Here is a 21,519-nt window from a genome sequence, read left to right as displayed (position 1 = left end):
TTTGCCCTGCTGCGCGGCAACCCAACCCTGAGGTGTCCGCCCCTTGATGGAGCGCGCTCGTTCCCGATCCACGCTTCGAGCTCCTCTGCGCTCCGAGCTCCGCAGCGACCAACTGCGTGGGGACAGCCGGCGCGAGGCTCCGCGGATCACCGGCACCGAGGTCCACGGCGACAGCTCCGGCGCCAGTTGTGTGATCACCACCGACAGCGAAGGCCGCCGGCTGGCCAACCAGACGAGCCACGTGCAGTCGATCGAGCTGCGCACCTACGTCTTCCTCGATTCGCTGCAGCCCCAGCTGGCCGCCTACATGGGCACGGTCTCCCAGGGATTCCTGCCGATTCCCGGTGATGCCTGTCTCTGGCTGGAGGTGTCTCCGGGGATGGCGGTGCATCGTGTCACCGACATCGCCCTCAAGGCCAGCACCGTGCGCCTCGGCCAGATGGTGGTGGAGCGGGCCTTCGGTTCGCTGGGGCTCTACCACCGGGATCAGAGCAACGTGCTCCATTCCGGTGATGTGGTGCTGGAGGCGATCGGCAGCCGGGTCGAGCAACGCAGCCCCTGCGAGGTGACCTGGACGGAGATCATTCGCGCGATCACGCCGGATCATGCCGTGCTGATCAACCGCCAGAACCGGCGGGGTTCGATGATCCAGGCCGGCATGAGCATCTTCATCCTGGAGACCGAGCCGGCCGGCTACGTGTTGATTGCCGCCAATGAGGCCGAAAAGGCTTCCAACATCACGGTGGTCGATGTGAAGGCCGTGGGGGCCTTTGGTCGTCTCACCCTCGCCGGCCGTGAAGGCGATGTGGAGGAGGCGGCTTCGGCCGCCATGCGGGCGGTGGCCCACATCAACGATCGATAGAGCTCAGCTCAGGCCGCGGCCAGGCCGAGCAGCTGGAGCAGCCGTGGGGCCATCTGCCGGGCGGCCTTGCCGCGGCTGCCCAGCTTCTCCTTGAGATGGTGGGGCAGCTGGGCATAGCTCAGGCCGGCCTCCCGCACCCAGAAAATCGGGTCATAGCCGCCGCCATGGCCCTGCGGCGTGATCAGAATTTCGCCACGGCAGATCCCCTCGGCCTCGACGGCGACCTGGCCGGTGGGATCAGCCAGCACCATGGCGCTGTTGAAGCTGGCGCTGCGATAGGGGGTGCCCCCCAGTTCCTGGAGCAGGCGGTGGATCCGTTCGTGATCCGTGGGGGCATAGCGAGCCGAGTAGAGGCCCGGTGCCCCGCCGAGGGCATCCACCTCCAGTCCGGAATCGTCCGCCAGGGCCCAGCAGCCGGTCAGCGTCGCCACCGTCTGGGCCTTCAGCCGGGCGTTCTCAAGGTAGGTGTGACCTGTCTCCTCGATCTCCAGCCCTTCTGGTTGCTGACGGACCTCCAGACCAACGGCATGGAGCATGGCCGTGATCTCGGCCACCTTGTGGGCATTGCCGCTGGCAATCACCAGCACCGACGGGCTTGCAGCCAGCACGGATCGATCAGGGGTCTGAGCTCCGGCCAACGGATCGCAACAACGGGTCTGCCCGATCGATCGGGCGGCCGCCATTGTGAGCCACTGACGGAACCAGAGGCTCCCGTACCTGGGAATTTGGGTGTTGGGCTCTGTCGGATGGACCTCCTGCAGGGTGGCTAGGCCCGAAGGCCATGGCGTGCCGGGTTGAACATTCCACCCCCTGAAAATCTCCAGGGGTGCACGCTTGCCGCAGACGTTAAGGAGCTCCCAGGCGTTCGGCCAGGGGTGGGGGGCTGGCTTGAGGAGTTGCTGACCGAAACCGGGAAAAAGCCAGGTGGGTGGCGCTGCCTACGCTGCAGGCCCCCCGATGCCCGCGGCGGCCATGGAATCAGGACTGGTTCTCCAGAACCTTGTGTCACCGCCGGTTCTGTTTTTCTTCCTCGGCATGCTGGCGGTGCTGGTGGGCTCGGATCTGGAGATCCCGGCGCCGCTGCCGAAGCTGTTTTCGTTGTATCTGTTGCTGGCGATCGGCTTCAAGGGCGGTTTGGAGCTGCAGCACAGTGGTCTTGGCGGCCAGGTGACGCTCACGATCACGGCGGCGGTGCTGATGTCGATGCTGGTGCCGTTGACCAGCTTTCTGATCCTGCGCAGTCGTCTGGATTCTTATAACGCCGCTGCGGTGGCCGCGGCCTACGGATCGATCAGTGCCGTCACCTTCATTACAGCAGAAAGTTTTCTCACAGTGCTGCAAGTGCAGTTTGATGGCTTCATGGTGGCGGCCCTTGCTCTGATGGAGTCGCCCGCCATCATTGTGGGGCTGTTGCTGGTGAAACTGGCGGTGCCGGCTGAGCCCAACAGCGGCCGCTCGATTGGCTGGCCTTCCCTGCTGCGAGAGGCATTTCTGAACGGTTCGGTCTTTCTGCTGATGGGAAGTCTGGTGATCGGATTTCTGGTGGCAGCCTTCAGCCCGGCTGGGCTGGAGAAGATGGATCCCTTCATCAATAAACTCTTTTATGGCGCCCTCAGTTTCTTCCTGCTGGACATGGGAATTGTCTCGGCCCAGCGCCTCCACGATCTGCGCCGGGCCGGTCCCTTCCTGATCGGTTTTGCCGTTGGCGCTCCCCTGGTGCACGCCGCCGTTGGACTGGTGGTGGCCAGGGCGCTGTCGCTGCCGCAGGGGGATGCACTGCTGTTCATGGTGCTCTGTGCCAGCGCCTCCTACATCGCCGTTCCGGCGGCGATGCGGATGACGGTGCCGCAGGCCAATCCCAGCCTCTACATCTCCACCGCGCTGGGGGTCACCTTCCCCTTCAACATCGTGGTTGGACTGCCTCTCTATATGGCGATGGTGCAGCGCTGGATCCCGGCCGGCTAGGGATTGGTAGGGCGGTGTCCCCGGTTTTCCCAGGCTGTCGCTGCCTGGCGTCGCCGTTCTGCGTCACTGTCTCGCGCCACCGTTCGTTTTGCCTCTCAGGCCTGTCCGATGAAACGTCTCGATCTGTTGTTGGGAGAGCGGGAGCTGGGCCCGATCTGCGCGGCTCTGCGCACCGCCGGAGCTCCCGGCTACTCGGTGATGCGCCATGTCACCGGGGTGGGAAAGGGGGGTGAGGTGCAGGAATCGATGGAGATGAGCGGCTACGGCGCCAATGCCCATGTGATCGTGTTCTGCGAGGCGGAGGTGCTGGAGCAGATCCGTGCAGCACTGCTGCCCCTGCTCAACTACTACGGCGGCGTTGGCTTCGTCTCCGACGCCCAGCCCCTCTGAGACCACAGCCCCTCGGAACCCGGGTCCGTTGGGTTTCAGATCCACGCCAGGACGGCCTGGACTGGGATCTCAGCGAACCTGCATAGGGAGGTTTGCGCCAGCCTGGGTGCTGGATCAAGCAATGCCTAACGATTTGTGAGGCACTGATCAGCCTGCCTTATCTTTCAATGCGGAAACGGTGATGGCGCAAGCCCTGTCAACGGCTTGACGGAGGGAATGGCTGCAGACCATGGTTACGGACGAACATTCCACCCCCTCCTTCAGGAGCAGGTAATGGCAAACGAAACCATGGGCATCGCCCTCGGCATGATCGAGACCCGTGGCCTGGTGCCGGCGATCGAAGCAGCCGATGCCATGACCAAGGCCGCTGAAGTGCGTCTGATCGGTCGTGAGTTCGTGGGCGGCGGTTACGTGACCGTGTTGGTCCGTGGTGAAACCGGCGCTGTGAACGCGGCCGTTCGTGCTGGCGCCGATGCCTGCGAGCGCGTGGGTGATGGCCTGGTGGCCGCCCACATCATTGCCCGCCCCCACCGCGAGGTTGAGCCCGCCCTGGGCAACGGCAATTTCGTCGGTTCCAAGGACTGATCGGCTTGGCGCCTAAGGCGCTGACCCGCTGATTCTTCCCTTTCCCGACTTACCCGGACATCCCCCATGAGCAAGAAGTACGACGCAGGGGTCAAGGAGTACCGCGACACGTATTGGACTCCTGATTACGTTCCCCTCGACACCGACCTGCTGGCCTGCTTCAAATGCACCGGCCAGGAAGGTGTGCCCAAGGAAGAGGTGGCTGCCGCTGTGGCCGCTGAATCCTCCACCGGCACCTGGTCCACCGTCTGGTCCGAGCTCCTCACCGATCTCGACTTCTACAAAGGCCGTTGCTACCGCATCGAAGACGTTCCTGGCGACAAGGAAGCCTTCTATGCCTTCATCGCCTATCCCCTCGATCTGTTCGAGGAAGGTTCCATCACCAACGTGCTGACCTCCCTGGTCGGCAACGTCTTCGGTTTCAAGGCCCTGCGCCACCTGCGTCTGGAAGACATCCGCTTCCCGATGGCCTTCATCAAGACCTGCCAGGGTCCGCCGAACGGCATCGTGGTCGAGCGCGATCGCATGAACAAGTACGGTCGTCCCCTGCTGGGTTGCACGATCAAGCCGAAGCTTGGCCTGAGCGGCAAGAACTACGGCCGGGTGGTGTATGAGTGCCTCCGCGGTGGGCTCGACTTCACCAAGGACGACGAGAACATCAACTCCCAGCCTTTCCAGCGCTGGCAGAACCGCTTCGAGTTCGTTGCCGAAGCCGTCAAGCTGTCTGAGCAGGAGACCGGCGAGAAGAAGGGGCACTACCTCAACTGCACCGCCGCCACTCCCGAGGAGATGTATGAGCGGGCCGAGTTCGCCAAGGAACTGGGTCAGCCCATCATCATGCACGACTACATCACCGGTGGCTTCACGGCCAATACCGGTCTGGCGAAGTGGTGCCGCAAGAACGGCATGCTGCTGCACATCCACCGCGCCATGCACGCGGTGATTGACCGCCATCCCAAGCACGGTATCCACTTCCGGGTGCTGGCCAAGTGCCTGCGTCTCTCCGGTGGTGACCAGCTGCACACCGGCACCGTGGTGGGCAAGCTGGAGGGTGATCGTCAGTCGACGCTGGGCTACATCGACCAGCTGCGTGAATCCTTCGTTCCCGAAGATCGCAGCCGCGGCAACTTCTTCGATCAGGATTGGGGTTCGATGGGCGGCGTCTTCGCCGTGGCCTCCGGCGGCATCCACGTGTGGCACATGCCTGCACTGGTGGCCATTTTCGGCGACGATTCGGTGCTGCAGTTCGGTGGTGGTACCCACGGTCACCCCTGGGGTTCTGCAGCTGGTGCTGCCGCCAACCGTGTGGCCCTTGAGGCCTGCGTCAAGGCGCGCAATGCCGGCCGCGAGATTGAGCGGGAAGGTCGCGACATCCTTACGGAAGCAGCGAAGCACAGCCCTGAGCTGGCGATTGCCCTCGAGACCTGGAAGGAAATCAAGTTCGAGTTCGACACCGTCGACAAGCTCGACGTCAACTGATCGCCGGCGATTCGCCGTTGCATCACGACGCGGCGCTATGCCGTCCCGACATCCAGCCCCGATCGATTCGGACGATCCTGATGGAATCTGCCTGATGGAAGCCGTCTGATTCGTCGGGGACACCCTCTGCACCCCAAGGATCCCCATGCCTTTCAAGAGCACCGTGGGTGACTATCAAACAGTCGCCACCCTGGAGACATTCGGCTTCCTGCCGCCGATGACCCAGGACGAGATCTACGACCAGATCGCCTACATCATTGCCCAGGGATGGAGCCCCCTGGTTGAGCACGTTCACCCCAGCCGCTCCATGGCGACCTACTGGTCGTTCTGGAAACTGCCGTTCTTCGGTGAAAAGGATCTCGGCGTGATCGTCAGCGAGCTTGAGGCTTGTCATCGGGCCTATCCCGATCATCACGTCCGCCTGGTGGGCTACGACGCTTACACCCAGAGCCAGGGCGCCTGCTTCGTGGTCTTCGAAGGCCGCTGAGCTTCAGCCCTTCCCTTCAGTGATCCCGGCCTCAGGGCCGGGATCCTTCTTTCGATCCAGTCATTCCATTCATCGGGCGGAGATGGCCAGCACTTCCAGTCGTGACGCAGCTCTGGAGCGCCGCAAGGCCCTCACCAGCGCAGGCAAGAAAGCCGCTGGCCGTTACGGCTCCAGCGCCAGCCGCGTGCGCACGGCTGCGGATGCCCGTCCCACCCGCACCTCGGTGCAGGAGCCTGTCATGGCGCCTGCCGCCCCGGTTCAGGCGACCAGGCCCGGTCGTCCGGCGCGATCGGCAGCCATGTCGCTGTCGGCCCCGGCTCCCTCCAGAACTGTGGCGGCGCCGACGAGCAGCACCCCCCGGCCGATCAGCAACCCCAGCCGCGAGTTGGTTCTCTCCCGTCGGGAGGCTCTCAGCAAGCGGGGTAAGCGGGCCGATACCAGCCGCGACCGCACCCGTACCGATCTGCAGAAGGTCGCTCCAGCGGGCGCCGGATCCTCAGCAGCCCCGGCCGGTGAGCACAAGTGCAAGTGTCAGGAGCGCCAGGCTGAAGCCTCGGCCCCGACCAGCAGTGCGCCGGCTCGCCGATCGGCTTCTCTGGGGAGTTCCAGCCTCGGCAGCAGTCTGTCCTCGCGCAGCAGCAGTGCGGCTGATCGCCGCCCTGCCGTGAAGCGCGCCTCGCAGCACAACCCCAGCCGGTCTCTGGTGCTGGCCCGTCGTGAGGCCCTGAGCAAGCGCGGCAAGGCCGCCAACACGCCCAGCAATTCCACGGCTGCTGCTGTGGCGCGCCAGGGCAACCCCGACCTCACCACCCGAGAACTGGCTCAGAAGGTGCGTGAGCTCAAGAGCAAGGTGGGCTCCAGTGGCGCCACGCGGGGAAGCGGCAGCACCCGTCCCACGGGCCCCAACCTCCATGGCGCCAAGCAGGCGGCTGCCGCCGATGCCCACTGGAAGGTGGGCGTCAGTGAAACCCTCCGCGGACAGACGGTGACCGGCACCCAGGCCAACCGCTCGCCCAAGACCACCGGCAATGAGGCCAGCACCTGCCGCACGATCACCGGTACTGAATACATGGGTGCCGAGGTGTTTCAGTCCTTCTGTCAGGACCGGCCTTCCCCCGTTCAGCCCGCCAAGGTCCGGGTCACTGCCACCAGCCATGGCAACCGCGTCACCGGCAATGAGGTGGGCCGTTCGGAGAAGGTCACCGGCGATGAGCCCGGCACCTGCAAGACGATCACCGGCACGGAGTACATCTCCGCCAATCAGGCCCTGGCCTACTGCGGCGATCTCGAGCCCAGCCCGCGCAAGGTGGGTCACAGCCAGACCCTCGGTGGCCGTCCGGTCTCCGGTGTGATGGTGGGGCGCAGCGAGCGGGTCACCGGCGATGAGCCCGGCTCCGGACGCCAGCTCACCGGTACCCAGTACCTCGGATCTGAGCCCCTGGTGCCCGGCCGTGCCCCCGATAAGGTCAATGTCCTTCAGACGCTGCGTGGCACGGGGATCACCGGAACCCACGTCGGTCGTAGCGAGCGGGTCACCGGCGATGAGCCCGGCAGTTGCCGCCGCGTCACCGGTGATGAATACATCGGCCGTCAGCAATACGAAGGGTTTTGCGGATCCCAGCCCGAGCCGGAAGCGGCCAAGGTTGGATTCTCAATCACCAACAAGGCCCAGGTGGTGAGCGGGACGCGCACCGGCCGCTCCAGCCGGGTCACCGGTGATGAACCCGGCACCTGCAAGGCCGTCACGGGAACCCCCTATGCCGGACTGGAACAGGCGGGTGACTGGTGCTCCAGCAAGCAGGTCAAGGAGATCCGCCAGCGCACGCCTGCCCGCCTCGGTACTCCGGGCCCCAGCATGACCGGCCTGCAGCCCGGCATCGGTGGTGTCATGACCGGCGCTGAACGGGGTGCCTGCGAGCCCGTCACCGGCACCCCTTACCTCGGGGCCGATCAGATGGCTGCCGCCTGCAGCGCCGCCGAAACCCACGACGCTGATTTCCCTCAGCCGCTCGATTCCCAGCCCTGGGAGCAGTTCAGCATCCAGTCTCCGGCCCGCGCGGCCCAGAGTGAGCGTCAGAAATCCGGGGCTGTGACCGGCACCAGTTACGAACAGGGCAACCGCATCACCGGTCCGTTTGACATGGCCTCCGGCAAGGTGACCGGCACTGAGCAGTTCCGCTTTGACCGCCATGGCAGCGGTTCCTCTGCCTTCGATCGGATCTCGGCCCGAGGTCGGGCACCGATCAGCGTCGATGAGGATGTGCGCCCTGCGTCCGCTCCTGAGCGACCCGTGTCGCGTGTCACCGGCGAAGGCATCTCCGCTGGCCTGAAGATCACCGGCGACGACTGGGATCGTGGCGAGAGGGTCACGGGTACGGAGGGAGCGTCTGCCCGTCAACGCAACCCCAGCCGTCCTGGCCCGATGACGGCCATGCCCACCTACGAGGCCAAGCGCAACGAAGCCGTTCCGGCTCCGGTGAGCCGGGTGACCGGATCGAGTGGAAACACCGATCGTGGCTCTCTGGTGACCGTGTCCGGCGGGGCCCGCGGCTGATCTGATGCCACGCCGTCCGGTTTCTCCAGTGGCGCGTACTCCCCAGGGCGCCCCGGCCCAGCGCCGCCGCCCTGCGGCCCCCAGCCCCGATGAGCTGCGCCGCTCCGTCCAGAGGTTGCGTGGGCGCCTGCTAGAGCCTGAGATCACCACCGCCACCAGCGTCTCCGAGGACGGTGTTGATCCAGCCGCCAACCCCTGGGACACGGGCCGTCGTGCCCGGGTCCGTCGGACTCCTGAGCTGACTCAGAGGAATGAATCCCCTGGTCTCGGTGCTGCCGCTGCCGGCCTTGACGCCTGGCGGTCGCGCCGATCCTCGGCTTCCGCCTCCGTGAGGCTCCATCCCCTGACCGACAGCCGGGCCAACGCGGCCTTGCAGACCTACGACGCCCAGGTCAAGGGCGCCTTTGATCGGCTCGTGCCTGTGCTCAAGCGGCTTTCCGCCTTGCAGCATGAGGACGACTTCATCCCACGGGCACAGGAGCTGGCCCGGGCCGAGCTTGGTTTCGAGCTGCCCCAGCCGATCCTGGAGACAGCCTGGGTGACGCAGCTGGACATGCGCACCCTGTTCGCCTGGTGCGTGTTCGAGACCTACGAGCAGACCAGCGCCAGTTTCTTCGAGCGGGATCCGCTCCAGGGCAGACCAGGCTCAGCCACGGTGGAATCCTTCGATGCTTTTCTGCTCGACTGCGGCTTTCACCTGCTCGACATCACGCCCTGCGCCGATGGTCGTCTGGCCCATGCCATCGCCTATGCCCTGCGGTTGCCCTTCGGCTCGGTGCGGCGTCGTCCCCACGCGGGTGCTCTCTTTGATGTCGAGAACACGGTGAGTCGCTGGGTGAAGACCGAGCACCGCCGCTATCGGGAGGGCCTGCCCAATCCGGCCCATGCCGATACCCGCTATCTCAAAGTGGTGCTCTACCACTTCAGCTCCCTCGATCCCAGCCATGAGGGTTGTGCGGCCCACGGCAGCGACGATGCTTTGGCGGCCGGTTGTGGTCTCAGTCGCCTCAAGGATTTCCAGCAGGCCGTGGAGAACAGCTTCTGTTGCGGCGCCTCGGTGGACCTGCTGCTGCTGGGGATCGATACCGACACCGATGCCCTGAGGGTTCACGTTCCGGGCCTGGATGGCAGCACCAATCTCGAGCGTTGGCTCGATGCCCGCGAGGTGTATGAGGCCACCGCGGGGCTCAGTGCCGAGCTGGCTCGCGACCGGATCCTGGCGCTGGTTCAGCAGGCTGCTGCCAGCACGCCGGATCCCGGCATGGTGCGTCTGATCAGCAGACTGCTGGAGCACAACCTCTCCCAGATTGATTACGTCCGCCAGTTCCATGGTGGTCACTACAGCGATGCTGGCCATGCCGAGCGGTTCATTGGAGTCGGCATCGGGTTCAAGGAGGTGCACCTGCGCAACCTCACCTACTTCGCCTATATGGATACCGTTGAAGAGGGCGCCCCGGACCTCGACGTGGGGGTGAAGATCTTCAAAGGTCTCAATGTGTCCCGTGGTCTGCCGGTGCCGGTGGTGGTGCGATTCGACTACAACGGCCAGGTCCCCGGTGCCCGTGACCGGGCTGAGCGCCATTGCCGGCGGGTCCAGCAGGCGATTGAGTCGCGCTACGGCGAACTCTGTCGTGAAGGGCTCCTGCACGTGTTGCTGACGATTCGCGATCAGGATCGCCACGCACCAGCGGAGACGATCGGATCCACGATCAGCTTTGCCAGCGGAGGAGGACACTGACATGTTGATCTGCAAGGTGTTGAAGCCGCTGGTTTCGACCAACCGCATTCCCGACTTCGAGCACAAGCATCTTCAGGTGGTGCTGGATGGCAGTACCCAGAAGGTTGCTGTGGATGCCGTTGGCTGCATTCCCGGCGATTGGGTGATCTGTGTGGGCAGCTCGGCGGCCCGCGAGGCGGCAGGCAGCAAGTCGTACCCGAGTGATCTCACGATCGTGGGCATCATCGATCACTGGGATCCCGATGCCGCCAAGGCGATGGCGTCAGGGGGGAGTAAGTAATGGAGATCATGCAGGTGATGGGTTCACTGGTCTGCACCCAACGGGTCGAAGGCTTCGCCCACCAGAACCTTCGTGTGCTTCGGACTCCGAAGGGCAAGCTCAGTGTCGCTGTGGATCCCGTCGGGGCCGCCACTGGCAACTGGGTCTTCACCGCCAGTGGCTCCGCTGCCCGCCATGCCACAGGTGACGCCAGCCTGTTCACCGATCTCACCATCGGTGGAATCATCGACTTCTGGGAGCCGGACGGCTGACGCTCAACCGGGCCTACGCGCCAGCCCGCCCTTAACGCCCGTTCCGTTCGCCACCTCCCGCCACCCCCTCCCTGACCATGGCCACCCCGACGCCCAGCCCCGCCGCCGGATCCACCCCGGCCCCGTCTGCGGAGACAGCCCCTGCCGTCACTCCCGCTGCAGAGGCCCCTGCCCCCGCTCCTGCGGAGGCCGTGGTCAGCGCGACGGCGCCCATGGCCTCCACTGAGTCCAAGGGCTCCACCTCACCCAAGGCCCTGCCCACCCCTTCGACCACTGATCCCCCTGCCGCCAGTTCACTGACGGCTGCCCCCACCACTCCGGCGAAGCGCAGCAGCGCTCGCTCCACTGCCGCTGCCCGCGTCCCTTCTTCCCGTACCGCCATGGCTCGCACCTCCACCACCCGGGCCGTCAGCCGCTCGGCTGCGACCCGCCCCGCCGCCAGCCGTGCCTCCACTGGCCGGGCTTCTGGTTCCGGTCGTGCCGCTGCCTCCGCTGCCACGGGCGGCGGCTCCTCCAGCCTCACCCCTCCCAACCGTTCCGCTTCTCCTTCCTTTCCGATGGCTTCCTCCGTACAGGGCATCGCCCTTGGCATGATCGAGACGCGTGGCCTGGTCCCCGCGATCGAAGCCGCCGACGCCATGACCAAGGCCGCGGAAGTCACCCTGATCTCACGGGAATTCGTCGGTGGTGGCTACGTCACCGTGATGGTGCGTGGCGAAACCGGGGCTGTGAACGCCGCGGTCCGGGCCGGTGCCGATGCCTGTGAGCGTGTCGGTGACGGCCTGGTGGCAGCCCACATCATTGCCCGTCCCCATGGCGAGGTCGAGCCCGCCCTGGTTTGCACCGGCGTCACCCGTCGCCTCTGATTCTTATGGACGAAGCCGCCCATCCCCGCGTCCTCGGTTATCTCGGGCGCGCCCTGAGCCTTGAGCTCTCCGCCGTGCAGCAGTACATGACCCAGGCCTCCCTTGTGGAGCTCTGGGGAGATGCAGAGGCTGCGGAGCGTTTTCGCCGCGAGACCGTGGAGGAAATGCAGCATGCCGAGCGCATCGTGCAGCAGATGCTGCGTCTGCGGGTGGCCCCTGCGGCCTCCCAGCTGCGCGCTGTCACCCATGCGCCGGATCTGGTCGGTCTGCTGCGGCTGAACAGCGTGCTGGAGCACGATCTGATCAACCACTACGCCGAGGCCGTTCGCTTTTGCGTGCTGATCGGTGATGAAGAAAATGCCGAATTCTTCCGGGCGCTCTGGAAGGAGGAACAGCATCACGGCGAAGAGCTGAATGGCTGGCTGCGGCAGCTGGCGGTGGTTTCACAGCCCCCTGCCATCCCCGCCGCGATCCGTTACGACTATTCCCGTCATCGCGCCAGCTTCTAAATCCGGCGCTGGACGTCCAGCCTCGATGCCGTCCATCTGCTGCCTTGGTCGCCGAACTTCCCCTGTACAACCTGCCCCTGTCCATGCAGCTGGCCTGGTTGATCCCGCTGTATGGCTTCAGCGGGGTGCTGCTCTCCCTGCCCTGGTCCATCGGCTGGATCAAGCGCAATGGACCGCGACCTGCGGCCTATCTCAATCTTCTGGTCACCTTGTTGGCCTTTCTGCACGGCAGCCTGGTGCTGCGTCAGGTCTGGCTGATTGGCCCCCATCACCTTGAGATCCCCTGGTTCCACGCCGCCGACCTGAATCTCTCGATCGGTTTTGATCTCTCGCTCACCAATCTGGCCGCTCTTGAGCTGGTCACTGGCCTCAGCCTGCTGGGCCAGGTTTTTGCCCTGGGCTATCTCGACAAGGAGTGGTCCCTGGCCCGCTTCTATGCGCTGGTGGGATTCTTCGAAGGCGCGATGTCCGGGGTGGTGCTGAGCAGCAGCCTGTTCATGAGCTATTTCCTGCTGGAGATGCTCACCCTGTCCACCTATCTGCTGGTGGGGTTCTGGTACGCCCAGCCCCTGGTGGTCACGGCGGCCCGGGATGCGTTTCTGACCAAGCGGGTCGGCGACGTTCTGTTGCTGATGGGTGTGGTTGCCCTGTCGGCCTGGTCGGGTCAGACCGAGTTCACTGAGCTCTATGCCTGGGCCGCCAGTGCTCCGCTCACACCCCTGGCCGGAACCCTGCTGGGCCTGGGCCTGATTGCCGGGCCCATGGGCAAGTGTGCCCAGTTCCCGATGCATCTCTGGCTGGATGAGGCGATGGAGGGGCCCAACCCGGCCTCGATTCTGCGTAATTCCGTGGTGGTGACCTGCGGTGCCATCGTGCTGCTGAAGCTGATGCCGCTGTTGCTGATCTCTCCGGTGGCCACCGATGTGCTCCTGGCTGTGGGCGCCATCAGTGCGGTGGGCGGTGCCCTGGTGGCGATCGCCCAGGTGGATCTGAAGCGGGCCTTTTCCTATTCCACCACCTCCTACCTCGGCCTGGTGTTCGTGGCCATCGCCCTGCAGCAGCCGGGTATCGCCCTGCTGTTGCTGTTCGCCCACGGTCTGGCCAAGGCCCTGCTGTTCATGAGCGTGGGCAGCATCATCGCCACCACCAACTGTCAGGACCTGACTGAACTCGGTGGCCTGGGCCGACGCATGCCCGCCACCACCGGCGCCTTCCTGATGGCGGCGGCCGGGGTCACCGGCCTGTTACCCCTGGGCTGCTTCTGGTGCTTCGGCTTGCTGGTGCAGGCCTTCAGTGCCGAGCACCGATTCTTCGCTCTGGTGGTGCTGCTCACCAACCTGCTCACCCTGTTCAACCTCACCCGTGTGTACCGCCAGGTCTTCCTCGGGGATGCTCAGCCCAAGACACGGCGGGCACCGGAGGTGATCTGGCTGATGGCTCTGCCGATGGTGAGCCTCACGGTGCTGGTGGGGTTGATGCCCTGGATCATGGCCCGCATCGATCCGGTCCCCGGCATCGCCTCCTTCTCCCCTGGGGTGGCGCTCCTGGTGATGGGCTCCGGTCTGATCGGGGTTGTCTCCGCGGCCGTGGTGCCCCTGAACAAGGCCTGGTCGCGCTCCCTGTTCAAGCCGCTGCGCACCCTGCAGGATCTCCTGGCCTTCGACTTCTATACCGACCGCATCTATCGCGCCACGATTGTGACCTTCGTGGCGGGCCTCTCGCGGCTCACGAACGGTTTCGATGCCGCCGTGGTGAATGTGCTGGTCGATCGTGTCGGCAGCCTCACGATGGCTGCGGCCGGCAGTCTGCGGCTGGCCGTGAGCGGCCGCATGCAGACCTACGTGCTCACGGCCATGGTGTCGATCGTGCTCCTGCTGGCCTCCCTGAACTGGTTCATCGCCTGAGAATCGATCGATGCTGAGTGCCCTTCTCGCCATTCCCTTTCTCGGTGCCCTGGGCCTGATGCTCTGGCCGGGCGAGCTCTCTCTCGAGAAGGTTCGCCGCGCCGCCCTGGCCCTGCTCGTGTTGCAGCTGGCCTGGAGCCTGCGTCTGCTGCTGCAGTTCGATCCCTCCTTCGGTGGGATGCAGCTGCAGGAATCGATCCCCTGGATCGAAAGTCTGGGGCTGGAGTACCGCCTTGGCGTGGATGGTCTCTCTCTGCCGCTGGTGCTGGTCAATGCCGGCCTCACCCTGGTTTCGGCCTATGCCTCCACCACGGTGACCCAGCGGCCGCGTTTGTATTTCGCCCTGCTGCTGGTGATCAGCGGCGCCGTGAACGGAGCCTTCCTCTCGCTGAATCTGCTGCTCTTTTTCCTGTTCTACGAACTGGAGCTGATTCCGCTGTGGTTGCTGATCTCGGTCTGGGGTGGAGCCCGTCGCGCCTATGCGGCCACCAAGTTCCTGATCTTCACGGCGGTGTCCGGCGGATTGATCCTCGCCGCTTTTCTGGGCCTGGCGCTGGTCACCGGCGAGGTGGACTTCAGCCTCACTCCCGTGCTCGGCGGCCAGCTGGCTATGGGAACCCAGCTCCTGCTGCTGGGTGCTCTGTTGGTGGGTTTCGGCATCAAGATCCCGCTGGTTCCCTTTCACACCTGGCTGCCGGATGCCCACACCGAGGCGTCGACGCCGGTGTCGGTGCTGCTGGCCGGGGTGCTGCTCAAGCTCGGCACCTATGGGCTGCTGCGCTTCTGCCTGGGACTGTTCCCGGAGGCGTGGGCTGTGGCGGCCCCCTGGCTGGCCATCTGGGCGGCGATCTCGGTGTTGTATGGCTCCCTGGCGGCGATCGCCCAGCGGGACATGAAACGGATGGTGGCCTACAGCTCCGTGGGGCACATGGGCTATGTGCTGCTCGCGGCCGCGGCGGCCACGCCCGTGAGTCTGCTGGGGGCTGAATTCCAGATGGTGAGCCACGGTCTCATCTCCGCCCTGTTGTTTCTGCTGGTGGGCGAGGTGTACACCACGACCGGCATCCGCGACCTGGATGTGTTGCGGGGCCTGCTCAACCCAGAGCGGGGTCTGCCTTTGACCGGTTCGCTGATGATTGTGGGGGTGATGGCCAGCGCGGGTCTGCCCGGCATGGCCGGCTTCATCTCTGAGTTTCTGGTGTTTCGCGGCAGCCTGGCGACCTTCCCCGTGGCCACAGTGGCCTCGATGGTGGGATCAGGTCTGACGGCCGTCTATTTCCTGTTGCTGGTCAACCGTGCCTTCTTTGGCCGGCTGGCCGTCACCCCTCCTGAACCCGGAGGGCCGCTCGACATCCGCTTGCCGGCCGTGCCCCTGCTGCGTCACCTGCCCGCCATGGTGCTCACGGTTCTTGTGGTGGCGATCGGACTGGCACCATCGGGGTTGGGCTTTCTCTCGGAGCAGGCCACCACGGCCATGAGTCAGTTACCAGCCTTGGTGACGGCCATCAGTGGGAGGCCCGCCTGATGAACAGCTCTGCCATGGCGTCCCTGAATCCCGGACGCTCGCGGACGCGCCAGGCTCCGATCCCTATCGCGGCAGAACTGGAACGGCGCCTGCTGGCCGGCGAGACCCTGCTGGCCGAGAGCCCCACCCATCTGCTGGAAGTGGTGGGGGTTCTGGAGAGCTATGGAGAAGTGCTTGATGCCTACAGCATCAACCTGGTGTACCAGGCGGAGAAGCAGTTTCTCAATCCCCTGCCGATCTTCAAGTTCCTTGATGGTGATCCCAGCCTCGCCAGGATCTGGCGGCATCTCAACCACGACCGCATCAACTTCGAGTATGCCGAGTACTGCCAGAAGGCGATGTTCTGGCATGGCACCGGTGGCCTCGATGCCTATCTCGACACCGACGCCTTCCGCCAGGGCTGCGCCGCCATCATCCGCTGCAAGACCCGGCGGGACCCGCTGCTGGGTCTGCTCCATCCTCTGTTTCCGGACTTTCTGATCGAGCTGATCCGCTCGGCGGCCACCACCCATGCCCTGGGTCAGTTCTGGCGGGTGATGAGTGACCTGTTCCTTGATCTGGCCAGGGCCGAGCGCGATGGACGGGTGGGTTCCATTGCCCAGCTGGTGGACTTCTTGATGGATGGGCTGGTGGCAGCGGCAGCTCAGCCGATCACCTACGCGGTGGAGGTGGCGGGCCAGCGGTTCTGGGTGCTGCCGCCCGAGGCCGCGCTCACCTTCCTGGTCGATGTGGCGGTGCCCTACGTCGAGGCGGTGTTCCTGCGGGGCATGCCCTTTCTGGGCACGGTGTCGTTCAACGCCCAGGCCCAGCAGATCTCGCCGGATCAGAGCCGCTTTGCCTACGGCGCCCTCTACGCCGATCCCCTTCCCACCATGGGGGCGGGCATCCCGCCCAGCCTGCTGATGCAGGACATGTATCGCCACCTGCCCGAACCGCTGCATCATTGGTACCGGCAGCAGGGCCGCGGCGAGGGAGATGTGCGGGTGAAGATCTGCGCCAGTTTTCAGAAGGCGATGTTCTGCGTCACCAATGCCGCGATCAAGGGCACCTTTCCCCATCCGCTGCACAGCACCGATGAGCAGCAGCTGCAGGCCAATCGTGCCTACGCCGCGGCCTGGGTGGAGCGACTCAGCCATGCCCGCACCGACTGCCTGAGCGACGAGTCGGCAGCGGAGGATGGCAGCCGCAGTTGATCTAGGGTCAGACCATGGAACAGGCCTGGACGAAACGGAATCGCCCTGAACGGCTCGAACGTCGTATCGAGTTCGACGACTACGAGGCGACCCGGGTGTTTCTGGAGCGGTTGAACGAGCTCTCCGAAAGCAGCAATCGCTTCCCGGATATCAGCTTCGGACGCACCTATGTGAACCTCACGTTGCGCAGTGAGGAGGACGACGCCCCGATCGGCGCTGCCGACGAATCCTTTGCCGCGGCTGTCGATGCCCTCCTCGATTGATCCCTCTTCCGCGCCTGATCCATCCTCTGCGCCCGTTGAACCCTCCGCTGAGGCTGATCAGCCAGATCTGAGCCACGATCTCACCCGCGTCGATCTGAAGGCGGCCTACGAGGGGGTGGGTGTGCAGGAGGTGCTGGAGCAACTTGATCACGACCTGGTGGGGCTGAGGCCGGTGAAGGCCCGGATCCGTGAGATCGCGGCGCTGCTGGTGGTGGAGCGGGCCCGCACCCAGGTGGGCCTGGCGACGGCGGCTCCCAGCCTGCACATGTCGTTCACCGGCCAACCGGGAACCGGCAAGACCACGGTGGCGGAGCGGATGTCCCAGATCCTGCATCGGCTCGGCTATGTGCGCAAGGGACACGTGGTCACCGCCACCCGTGACGATCTGGTGGGGCAGTACATCGGCCATACGGCGCCGAAGACGCGCGAGATGCTGAAGAAGGCGATGGGTGGGGTGCTGTTCATCGATGAGGCGTACTACCTGTACCGTCCCGAGAACGAGCGCGACTACGGCGCCGAAGCGATCGAGATCCTGCTGCAGGTGATGGAAGCCAATCGCGACGATCTGGTGGTGATCTTCGCTGGCTACAAGGATCGCATGGACGTGTTCTACCAGTCCAATCCCGGGCTCTCCTCGCGGGTCGCCAATCATATTGATTTCCCCGACTACAGCGGCCCTGAACTGCTGGCGATCGCCAAGCTCATACTCGCGGCGGAGAACTACCGCTTCAGCGACGAGGCCACGGCGGCCTTCGCCGAGTACATCCAGCGACGCATGCAGCTGCCGTTCTTCGCCAACGCCCGCTCGATCCGCAATGCCATCGATCGGGCCCGCATGCGCCAGGCCAATCGCCTGTTCACCCGCATGGGCAGCTGCGTGACCAAGCGCGATCTGATGACGATCGAAGCCGACGACATCACCGCCAGCCGGGTGTTCTGCGGTGAACTGGAAGGTCTCGATCCCTCCAGGCCGCTGACCAGCTGAGCTCAGCCTGCGCTTGCGCGAAATCTACTTGCGTTTGCGCGAATCAATCTGCAGCAGGTCTCGCACCTGTTGCACCTGGCGGGCCAGGGCAGGATCGGTGTGAAGCTTCTTTTCCACCTGCTCCACCGCATACATCACTGTGGAGTGGTCCTTGCCGCCGAAGGCTTCGCCGATGCGCGGCAGGCTCAGATTGGTGCCCTGCCGCATCAGGTACATCCCCACCTGGCGGGCCTGGCTCACGGCCCGTTTGCGGCTGGGGCTGAGCATTTCTTCGGTGCGAACGCCGAAGACCTCGGCCACCTTGTCGAGCACTTGCTGTGGGGTCACCTCCACATCGTTGCCGCCGGGGTCGAGCATCGGCGCCACCGATTCCACCGTCATCGGCAGACCGGTGATCGAGGCAAAGGCCACAGCCCGGGTGAGGGCCCCCTCGAGTTCGCGGATGTTGGAGGTGAAGCGGCCGGCGATGTACTGGATCAGATCGCGCGGCAGCGCCATCTGTTCCTGCTCGGCTTTCTTGTGCAGGATCGCCATGCGCGTTTCCAGGTCGGGGGCCTGGATGTCGGCGATCAGCCCCATCGAGAAGCGGGAGATCAGGCGCTCCTGCAGCTTGGGAATCTGACTGGGGGGACGGTCGGAGGCGATCACGATCTGCCGCCCCGCCTCGTGCAGGGCGTTGAAAGTGTGGAAGAACTCCTCCTGGGTGTATTCCTTGCCTTCGATGAACTGGATGTCGTCCACCAGGATCAGGTCGGCGGCGCGGTAGCGGTCGCGAAAGGCCTGCATGCCGTCCTTGCGGATCGCCTGGATCAGGTCATTGGTGAAGGTCTCGGTCGAGACGTAGAACACCCGCGCGTCCGGGTCGATCTCGAGGCGGTAGTGGCCGATCGCCTGCATCAGGTGGGTCTTGCCCAGGCCCACGCCGCCGCAGAGGAAGAGGGGGTTGAATTCCCGGCCCGGTGCCTCCGCCACCGCCAGGGCGGCCGCGTGGGCCATGCGGCTGTTGGGGCCCACCACGAAGCGGTTGAACACATAGCGTGGATTGAGGCCAGGGGCGAGTTTGCGGGGGGTCTCGCCGGTGGCGGGGGAGCGCACCGGGGCCGCAGGCCGGCCATTGCCGGTCTCCCGCGTGCCGCTGGCCGGCCCCCCGGTCAGGCCGTTGCCGCCGATGGCCTCCGCCGGGGCGTCGCCCTCGCTTGCCGTGGCCACCTCCACCCGCAGCTCGCGACCGGCGATCTCGGAAGCCACGGCCTCGATGGTGCCGAGGTAGTTCTTGCGTAACCAGCCGCTGGCAAAGCTGTTGGGGGCCTCCAGCAGCAGCTGGTCGCCGCGCATGCCGCTGCAGCGGGCCGGCCGGATCCAGGTCTCGAAGGTGGGCTTGCTGAGGTTGGCCTGGAGCGCCTCCTGAACCTGGTGCCACAGCTCCTGACCCTGCTGCACCGTTGCGTCACCTCGCGGGTGCTGAATATACGCAGCTCCTGGGGGGCGGTCGGTCTTAAATGAATCCTTCAGGCCGCGCGTGATGCTCCCTCGCCGTACCCCCTTCGCCTTGCGGCACCTGCCGCTCCTGGCCCTGCCCGCCAGCCTTTTGGTGGTCCTGGGGGGCTGCCAGGGCAATTTCCTGCCCAACATCCGGATGCCCGGCGCCAAACCCGCGCCTCCGGAGCCAAGGATCAGTGATGCCGCACCGGCGACCTCGCTGCAGCCCGGCCGCAACGTCATTGTCGACGCGGTGGACAAGGTGGGTCCATCGGTGGTGCGGATCGACACCACCAAGCAGGTGATCAATCCCCTGGGCGGGCTGTTCGGACGGGGTCCCTCGATCCAGCAGCAGCAGGGGCAGGGCTCGGGGTTCATCACCCGCTCCGATGGGGTGCTGCTCACCAATGCCCATGTGGTCGAGGGGGCCGCCGAGGTGAGCGTCACCCTGCCGGATGGTCGCAGCTTCAATGGCAAGGTGCTGGGCAGTGATCCGCTCACCGACGTGGCGGTGGTGAAGGTGGTGGCCTCCAAGCTGCCGGTGGCCCCCCTGGGGGATTCCGCCAAGGTGCGGCCAGGGGAGTGGGCCATCGCCATCGGTAACCCCCTCGGCCTCGACAACACCGTGACCGCAGGGATCATCAGCGCCATCCAGCGCACCAACGCCGTGGGGGAGGGTCAGCGGGTGCCCTACATCCAGACCGATGCGGCGGTGAATCCGGGCAACAGCGGTGGACCGCTGATCAACGACCGCGGTCAGGTGATCGGGATCAACACCGCCATCCGGCAGGCGCCGGGGGCGGGCCTGAGTTTCGCGATCCCGATCAATGTGGCGCGCCAGATCGCCGCCCAGATCCTGGAACGGGGCTACGCCAGCCATCCCTACATCGGGGTACGTCTGCAGGCGCTCACGCCCCAGCTGGCGCGGGAGATCAATGCCACCACGAATCAGTGCCGCCTGCCTGAAGTGAACGCCGTGGTGGTGGTGGACGTGATTGACGGCAGTCCCGCCGCAGCCGCAGGCCTCAAGCCCTGCGATCTGATCGAACGGGTGGGTGAGAAGGCCATGAAGAACCCCTCGGATGTGCAGCTGGCGGTGGATCAGGGCCGTGTCGGCCAGCCCCTGGCTCTGCGGGTGCGGCGAGGGGATCGCTCCCTCGATCTCACCATCCGGCCGGCCGAACTGCCCCGCAAGAGCTGATCCGGGGCAACGTCTGGAGTCGCCTCAGCCCCGGATCAGGGTGAGTACCAGAAGGCACAGCGGCGGCTCAGGGGCTCCAGCTCCCAGCCCTGGCTCTGATAAAAGCCCACCACGCCGGGGTCAGCGAACAGGCTGACCCGCTCCACCCCCATGGCCTGGAGCTGATCGATCACGTAGACCATCAGCTGTTTGCCCAGGCCTGCTCCCTGGTAGAGCGGATGCACGGCCACGTCCCAGACCGTGGCCTCGATCACGCCGTCGCCGGTGCAGCGTGCGAAACCGACCAGGCGCGGAACGCGGGGATCATGGCGCCAGAGACTGACCCGCAGCAGGCTGTGCTGCAGGGCCTTGCGCACCCGCCGCAGGGGCCGACGGTTCCAGCCCACCGCATCACAGAGCTGCTCCAGTTCGATCAGATCGATCGGCCGCTCCTGGCTCAGCACGAGGTGCACCTGTGGATTGGGGGTGGGGCAGAGACGATGGGTCGCGCCGTAGAGCTCTTCCAGCAGCACCCTGAGCTAAGCAATCGAACGATCCTGCCCCATCCCCGCGCCTGATGGGGGCTCCTGCGCGAGGGTGGGGCGAGTTGCGGCCGTTGGCACCCTGAGCCTCCCTCCTGTCGCCCGTACGGCCCCACCGTTGCTGGTGGCGGTTCATGGCTGGCTGCTCTCGGGCCGGCTCTGGCAGCCCCTGGTTGAGGAACTGGGACGGTCCTGGGAACTCTGGTGCCCCGATCTGCCGGGTTTCGGGCACGCCGTGCGGCCCCGCGGTCTGCAGCCCAGCCTGGCCAGCTATGGCCGCTGGCTCGCGGATGCCGCCACGGAACGGGCCGCCGGCCGGCAGGTGGTGCTGATCGGCCACTCCCTGGGGGGCAGCGTCGCCCTCCATGCCGCCCCGTGGCTCGGGGCCAGGCTGGCTGGTCTGGTGCAGAGTGCCGCTGGGGGTGGGGTCTATTAGCCGCGCCCCTTTGCCCTCGTGCGCCGCGCCGGCTGCGCGTTTGTGA

Annotated in this window: 23 protein-coding genes; 19 read left to right on the top strand and 4 right to left on the bottom strand. The window is 65.6% G+C overall.

Features of this window, described 5'->3' with window-relative positions:
- Positions 1–46: 46 nt before the first annotated feature.
- Positions 47–862, top strand: a complete 816-nt coding sequence (locus tag VB716_RS15320) for a BMC domain-containing protein (protein WP_231605367.1) — start codon at positions 47–49, stop codon at positions 860–862.
- 8 nt (positions 863–870) lie between these two features.
- On the opposite strand, the gene rdgB is transcribed toward VB716_RS15320, so the two are convergent.
- Positions 871–1,470: an RdgB/HAM1 family non-canonical purine NTP pyrophosphatase gene (gene rdgB / locus VB716_RS15315; protein ID WP_322758499.1), complete on the bottom strand. Its 600-nt coding sequence runs from the start codon at positions 1,468–1,470 to the stop codon at positions 871–873.
- A 364-nt stretch (positions 1,471–1,834) separates the two neighbouring features.
- Between rdgB and VB716_RS15310 the strand changes: the two genes are divergently transcribed.
- The 9 genes from VB716_RS15310 to VB716_RS15270 all read left to right on the top strand — a co-directional run bounded on the left by VB716_RS15310 (position 1,835) and on the right by VB716_RS15270 (position 10,591).
- The gene (locus VB716_RS15310) at positions 1,835–2,827 is read left to right on the top strand and encodes a sodium-dependent bicarbonate transport family permease (RefSeq protein WP_197158861.1); all 993 of its coding nucleotides are present in this window, start codon (positions 1,835–1,837) and stop codon (positions 2,825–2,827) included.
- Positions 2,828–2,935: 108 nt separating this feature from the next.
- Positions 2,936–3,217, top strand: coding sequence for a P-II family nitrogen regulator (locus VB716_RS15305; protein WP_323270933.1), 282 nt, complete (start codon positions 2,936–2,938; stop codon positions 3,215–3,217).
- A 273-nt stretch (positions 3,218–3,490) separates the two neighbouring features.
- On the top strand, positions 3,491–3,802 hold the full coding sequence (locus VB716_RS15300) for a BMC domain-containing protein (protein ID WP_197156600.1): 312 nt from the start codon (positions 3,491–3,493) through the stop codon (positions 3,800–3,802).
- A 66-nt stretch (positions 3,803–3,868) separates the two neighbouring features.
- A complete protein-coding gene (locus VB716_RS15295; protein WP_197156598.1) occupies positions 3,869–5,281 on the top strand; it encodes a form I ribulose bisphosphate carboxylase large subunit in 1,413 nt (470 codons plus the stop codon).
- A 145-nt stretch (positions 5,282–5,426) separates the two neighbouring features.
- The gene (locus tag VB716_RS15290; RefSeq protein ID WP_197156596.1) at positions 5,427–5,768 is read left to right on the top strand and encodes a ribulose bisphosphate carboxylase small subunit; all 342 of its coding nucleotides are present in this window, start codon (positions 5,427–5,429) and stop codon (positions 5,766–5,768) included.
- An 82-nt stretch (positions 5,769–5,850) separates the two neighbouring features.
- A complete protein-coding gene (locus VB716_RS15285; RefSeq protein WP_323270932.1) occupies positions 5,851–8,322 on the top strand; it encodes a CsoS2 family carboxysome shell protein in 2,472 nt (823 codons plus the stop codon).
- A gap of 4 nt (positions 8,323–8,326) precedes the next feature.
- Positions 8,327–10,060 (top strand): carboxysome shell carbonic anhydrase, encoded by a 1,734-nt coding sequence (locus VB716_RS15280; RefSeq protein WP_323248476.1) that lies wholly within the window; start codon positions 8,327–8,329, stop codon positions 10,058–10,060.
- A 1-nt stretch (position 10,061) separates the two neighbouring features.
- Positions 10,062–10,340 (top strand): carboxysome peptide A, encoded by a 279-nt coding sequence (locus VB716_RS15275; RefSeq protein ID WP_197156592.1) that lies wholly within the window; start codon positions 10,062–10,064, stop codon positions 10,338–10,340.
- Positions 10,340–10,591 (top strand): carboxysome peptide B, encoded by a 252-nt coding sequence (locus VB716_RS15270; RefSeq protein WP_197156590.1) that lies wholly within the window; start codon positions 10,340–10,342, stop codon positions 10,589–10,591. Before VB716_RS15275 ends, VB716_RS15270 begins: the two co-directional genes overlap by 1 nt.
- Positions 10,592–10,622: 31 nt before the next feature.
- Here the strand turns inward: VB716_RS15270 and VB716_RS17540 are convergent, their stop codons facing one another.
- Positions 10,623–11,171 carry a hypothetical protein gene (locus VB716_RS17540; RefSeq protein WP_416238128.1) on the bottom strand — a complete coding sequence of 183 codons (549 nt, stop codon included), beginning with the start codon at positions 11,169–11,171 and terminating at the stop codon, positions 10,623–10,625.
- Between VB716_RS17540 and VB716_RS17535 the strand changes: the two genes are divergently transcribed.
- The 7 genes from VB716_RS17535 to cbbX all read left to right on the top strand — a co-directional run bounded on the left by VB716_RS17535 (position 11,149) and on the right by cbbX (position 17,836).
- On the top strand, positions 11,149–11,457 hold the full coding sequence (locus VB716_RS17535) for a BMC domain-containing protein (protein WP_231597980.1): 309 nt from the start codon (positions 11,149–11,151) through the stop codon (positions 11,455–11,457). The genes VB716_RS17540 and VB716_RS17535 overlap by 23 nt on opposite strands.
- 5 nt (positions 11,458–11,462) lie before the next feature.
- A complete protein-coding gene (locus VB716_RS15260; RefSeq protein WP_197156588.1) occupies positions 11,463–11,966 on the top strand; it encodes a ferritin-like domain-containing protein in 504 nt (167 codons plus the stop codon).
- Between the two features lie 83 nt (positions 11,967–12,049).
- Complete coding sequence (locus VB716_RS15255; RefSeq protein ID WP_323270940.1) at positions 12,050–13,870, top strand: NAD(P)H-quinone oxidoreductase subunit F; 1,821 nt, start codon at positions 12,050–12,052, stop codon at positions 13,868–13,870.
- Positions 13,871–13,880: 10 nt separating this feature from the next.
- Positions 13,881–15,395, top strand: coding sequence for an NADH-quinone oxidoreductase subunit M (locus VB716_RS15250; RefSeq protein WP_323270931.1), 1,515 nt, complete (start codon positions 13,881–13,883; stop codon positions 15,393–15,395).
- A gap of 14 nt (positions 15,396–15,409) precedes the next feature.
- A complete protein-coding gene (locus VB716_RS15245) occupies positions 15,410–16,588 on the top strand; it encodes a CO2 hydration protein (RefSeq protein ID WP_323270939.1) in 1,179 nt (392 codons plus the stop codon).
- A 14-nt stretch (positions 16,589–16,602) separates the two neighbouring features.
- On the top strand, positions 16,603–16,851 hold the full coding sequence (locus VB716_RS15240) for a 4a-hydroxytetrahydrobiopterin dehydratase (protein WP_197156583.1): 249 nt from the start codon (positions 16,603–16,605) through the stop codon (positions 16,849–16,851).
- Entirely contained in the window at positions 16,835–17,836 is a 1,002-nt protein-coding gene (gene cbbX, locus VB716_RS15235) for a CbbX protein (RefSeq protein WP_197156581.1), read from the top strand. Before VB716_RS15240 ends, cbbX begins: the two co-directional genes overlap by 17 nt.
- A gap of 24 nt (positions 17,837–17,860) precedes the next feature.
- On the opposite strand, the gene dnaA is transcribed toward cbbX, so the two are convergent.
- Complete coding sequence (gene dnaA / locus VB716_RS15230) at positions 17,861–19,276, bottom strand: chromosomal replication initiator protein DnaA (protein ID WP_323270930.1); 1,416 nt, start codon at positions 19,274–19,276, stop codon at positions 17,861–17,863.
- 82 nt (positions 19,277–19,358) lie between these two features.
- On the opposite strand from dnaA, the gene VB716_RS15225 reads away from it, so the two are divergent.
- On the top strand, positions 19,359–20,516 hold the full coding sequence (locus VB716_RS15225; RefSeq protein ID WP_197156577.1) for a trypsin-like peptidase domain-containing protein: 1,158 nt from the start codon (positions 19,359–19,361) through the stop codon (positions 20,514–20,516).
- Positions 20,517–20,551: 35 nt separating this feature from the next.
- On the opposite strand, the gene VB716_RS15220 is transcribed toward VB716_RS15225, so the two are convergent.
- Complete coding sequence (locus tag VB716_RS15220; RefSeq protein ID WP_197156575.1) at positions 20,552–21,028, bottom strand: GNAT family N-acetyltransferase; 477 nt, start codon at positions 21,026–21,028, stop codon at positions 20,552–20,554.
- A gap of 133 nt (positions 21,029–21,161) precedes the next feature.
- On the opposite strand from VB716_RS15220, the gene VB716_RS15215 reads away from it, so the two are divergent.
- Positions 21,162–21,473 carry an alpha/beta fold hydrolase gene (locus VB716_RS15215; protein WP_323270938.1) on the top strand — a complete coding sequence of 104 codons (312 nt, stop codon included), beginning with the start codon at positions 21,162–21,164 and terminating at the stop codon, positions 21,471–21,473.
- Positions 21,474–21,519 lie beyond the last annotated feature (46 nt).

The sequence above is a fragment of the Synechococcus sp. CCY9201 genome (genome assembly GCF_034931105.1).
Taxonomy (GTDB): Bacteria; Cyanobacteriota; Cyanobacteriia; order PCC-6307; family Cyanobiaceae; genus CBW1002.
Note: the sequence above shows the minus strand (reverse complement) of the source record. Positions and strands in the feature narration are given on the sequence as shown.

What these genes read in the sequence shown, in the direction of transcription:
- VB716_RS15320 (WP_231605367.1), top strand. Translation starts at nt 47, where the DNA reads ATGGAGCGCGCTCGTTCCCGATCCACGCTTCGAGCTCCTCTGCGCTCC.
- VB716_RS15310 (WP_197158861.1), top strand. Translation starts at nt 1,835, where the DNA reads ATGGAATCAGGACTGGTTCTCCAGAACCTTGTGTCACCGCCGGTTCTG.
- VB716_RS15305 (WP_323270933.1), top strand. Translation starts at nt 2,936, where the DNA reads ATGAAACGTCTCGATCTGTTGTTGGGAGAGCGGGAGCTGGGCCCGATC.
- VB716_RS15300 (WP_197156600.1), top strand. Translation starts at nt 3,491, where the DNA reads ATGGCAAACGAAACCATGGGCATCGCCCTCGGCATGATCGAGACCCGT.
- VB716_RS15295 (WP_197156598.1), top strand. Translation starts at nt 3,869, where the DNA reads ATGAGCAAGAAGTACGACGCAGGGGTCAAGGAGTACCGCGACACGTAT.
- VB716_RS15290 (WP_197156596.1), top strand. Translation starts at nt 5,427, where the DNA reads ATGCCTTTCAAGAGCACCGTGGGTGACTATCAAACAGTCGCCACCCTG.
- VB716_RS15285 (WP_323270932.1), top strand. Translation starts at nt 5,851, where the DNA reads ATGGCCAGCACTTCCAGTCGTGACGCAGCTCTGGAGCGCCGCAAGGCC.
- VB716_RS15280 (WP_323248476.1), top strand. Translation starts at nt 8,327, where the DNA reads ATGCCACGCCGTCCGGTTTCTCCAGTGGCGCGTACTCCCCAGGGCGCC.
- VB716_RS15275 (WP_197156592.1), top strand. Translation starts at nt 10,062, where the DNA reads ATGTTGATCTGCAAGGTGTTGAAGCCGCTGGTTTCGACCAACCGCATT.
- VB716_RS15270 (WP_197156590.1), top strand. Translation starts at nt 10,340, where the DNA reads ATGGAGATCATGCAGGTGATGGGTTCACTGGTCTGCACCCAACGGGTC.
- VB716_RS17535 (WP_231597980.1), top strand. Translation starts at nt 11,149, where the DNA reads ATGGCTTCCTCCGTACAGGGCATCGCCCTTGGCATGATCGAGACGCGT.
- VB716_RS17540 (WP_416238128.1), bottom strand. Translation starts at nt 11,171, where the DNA reads ATGCCCTGTACGGAGGAAGCCATCGGAAAGGAAGGAGAAGCGGAACGG.
- VB716_RS15260 (WP_197156588.1), top strand. Translation starts at nt 11,463, where the DNA reads ATGGACGAAGCCGCCCATCCCCGCGTCCTCGGTTATCTCGGGCGCGCC.
- VB716_RS15255 (WP_323270940.1), top strand. Translation starts at nt 12,050, where the DNA reads ATGCAGCTGGCCTGGTTGATCCCGCTGTATGGCTTCAGCGGGGTGCTG.
- VB716_RS15250 (WP_323270931.1), top strand. Translation starts at nt 13,881, where the DNA reads ATGCTGAGTGCCCTTCTCGCCATTCCCTTTCTCGGTGCCCTGGGCCTG.
- VB716_RS15245 (WP_323270939.1), top strand. Translation starts at nt 15,410, where the DNA reads ATGGCGTCCCTGAATCCCGGACGCTCGCGGACGCGCCAGGCTCCGATC.
- VB716_RS15240 (WP_197156583.1), top strand. Translation starts at nt 16,603, where the DNA reads ATGGAACAGGCCTGGACGAAACGGAATCGCCCTGAACGGCTCGAACGT.
- cbbX (WP_197156581.1), top strand. Translation starts at nt 16,835, where the DNA reads ATGCCCTCCTCGATTGATCCCTCTTCCGCGCCTGATCCATCCTCTGCG.
- VB716_RS15225 (WP_197156577.1), top strand. Translation starts at nt 19,359, where the DNA reads ATGCTCCCTCGCCGTACCCCCTTCGCCTTGCGGCACCTGCCGCTCCTG.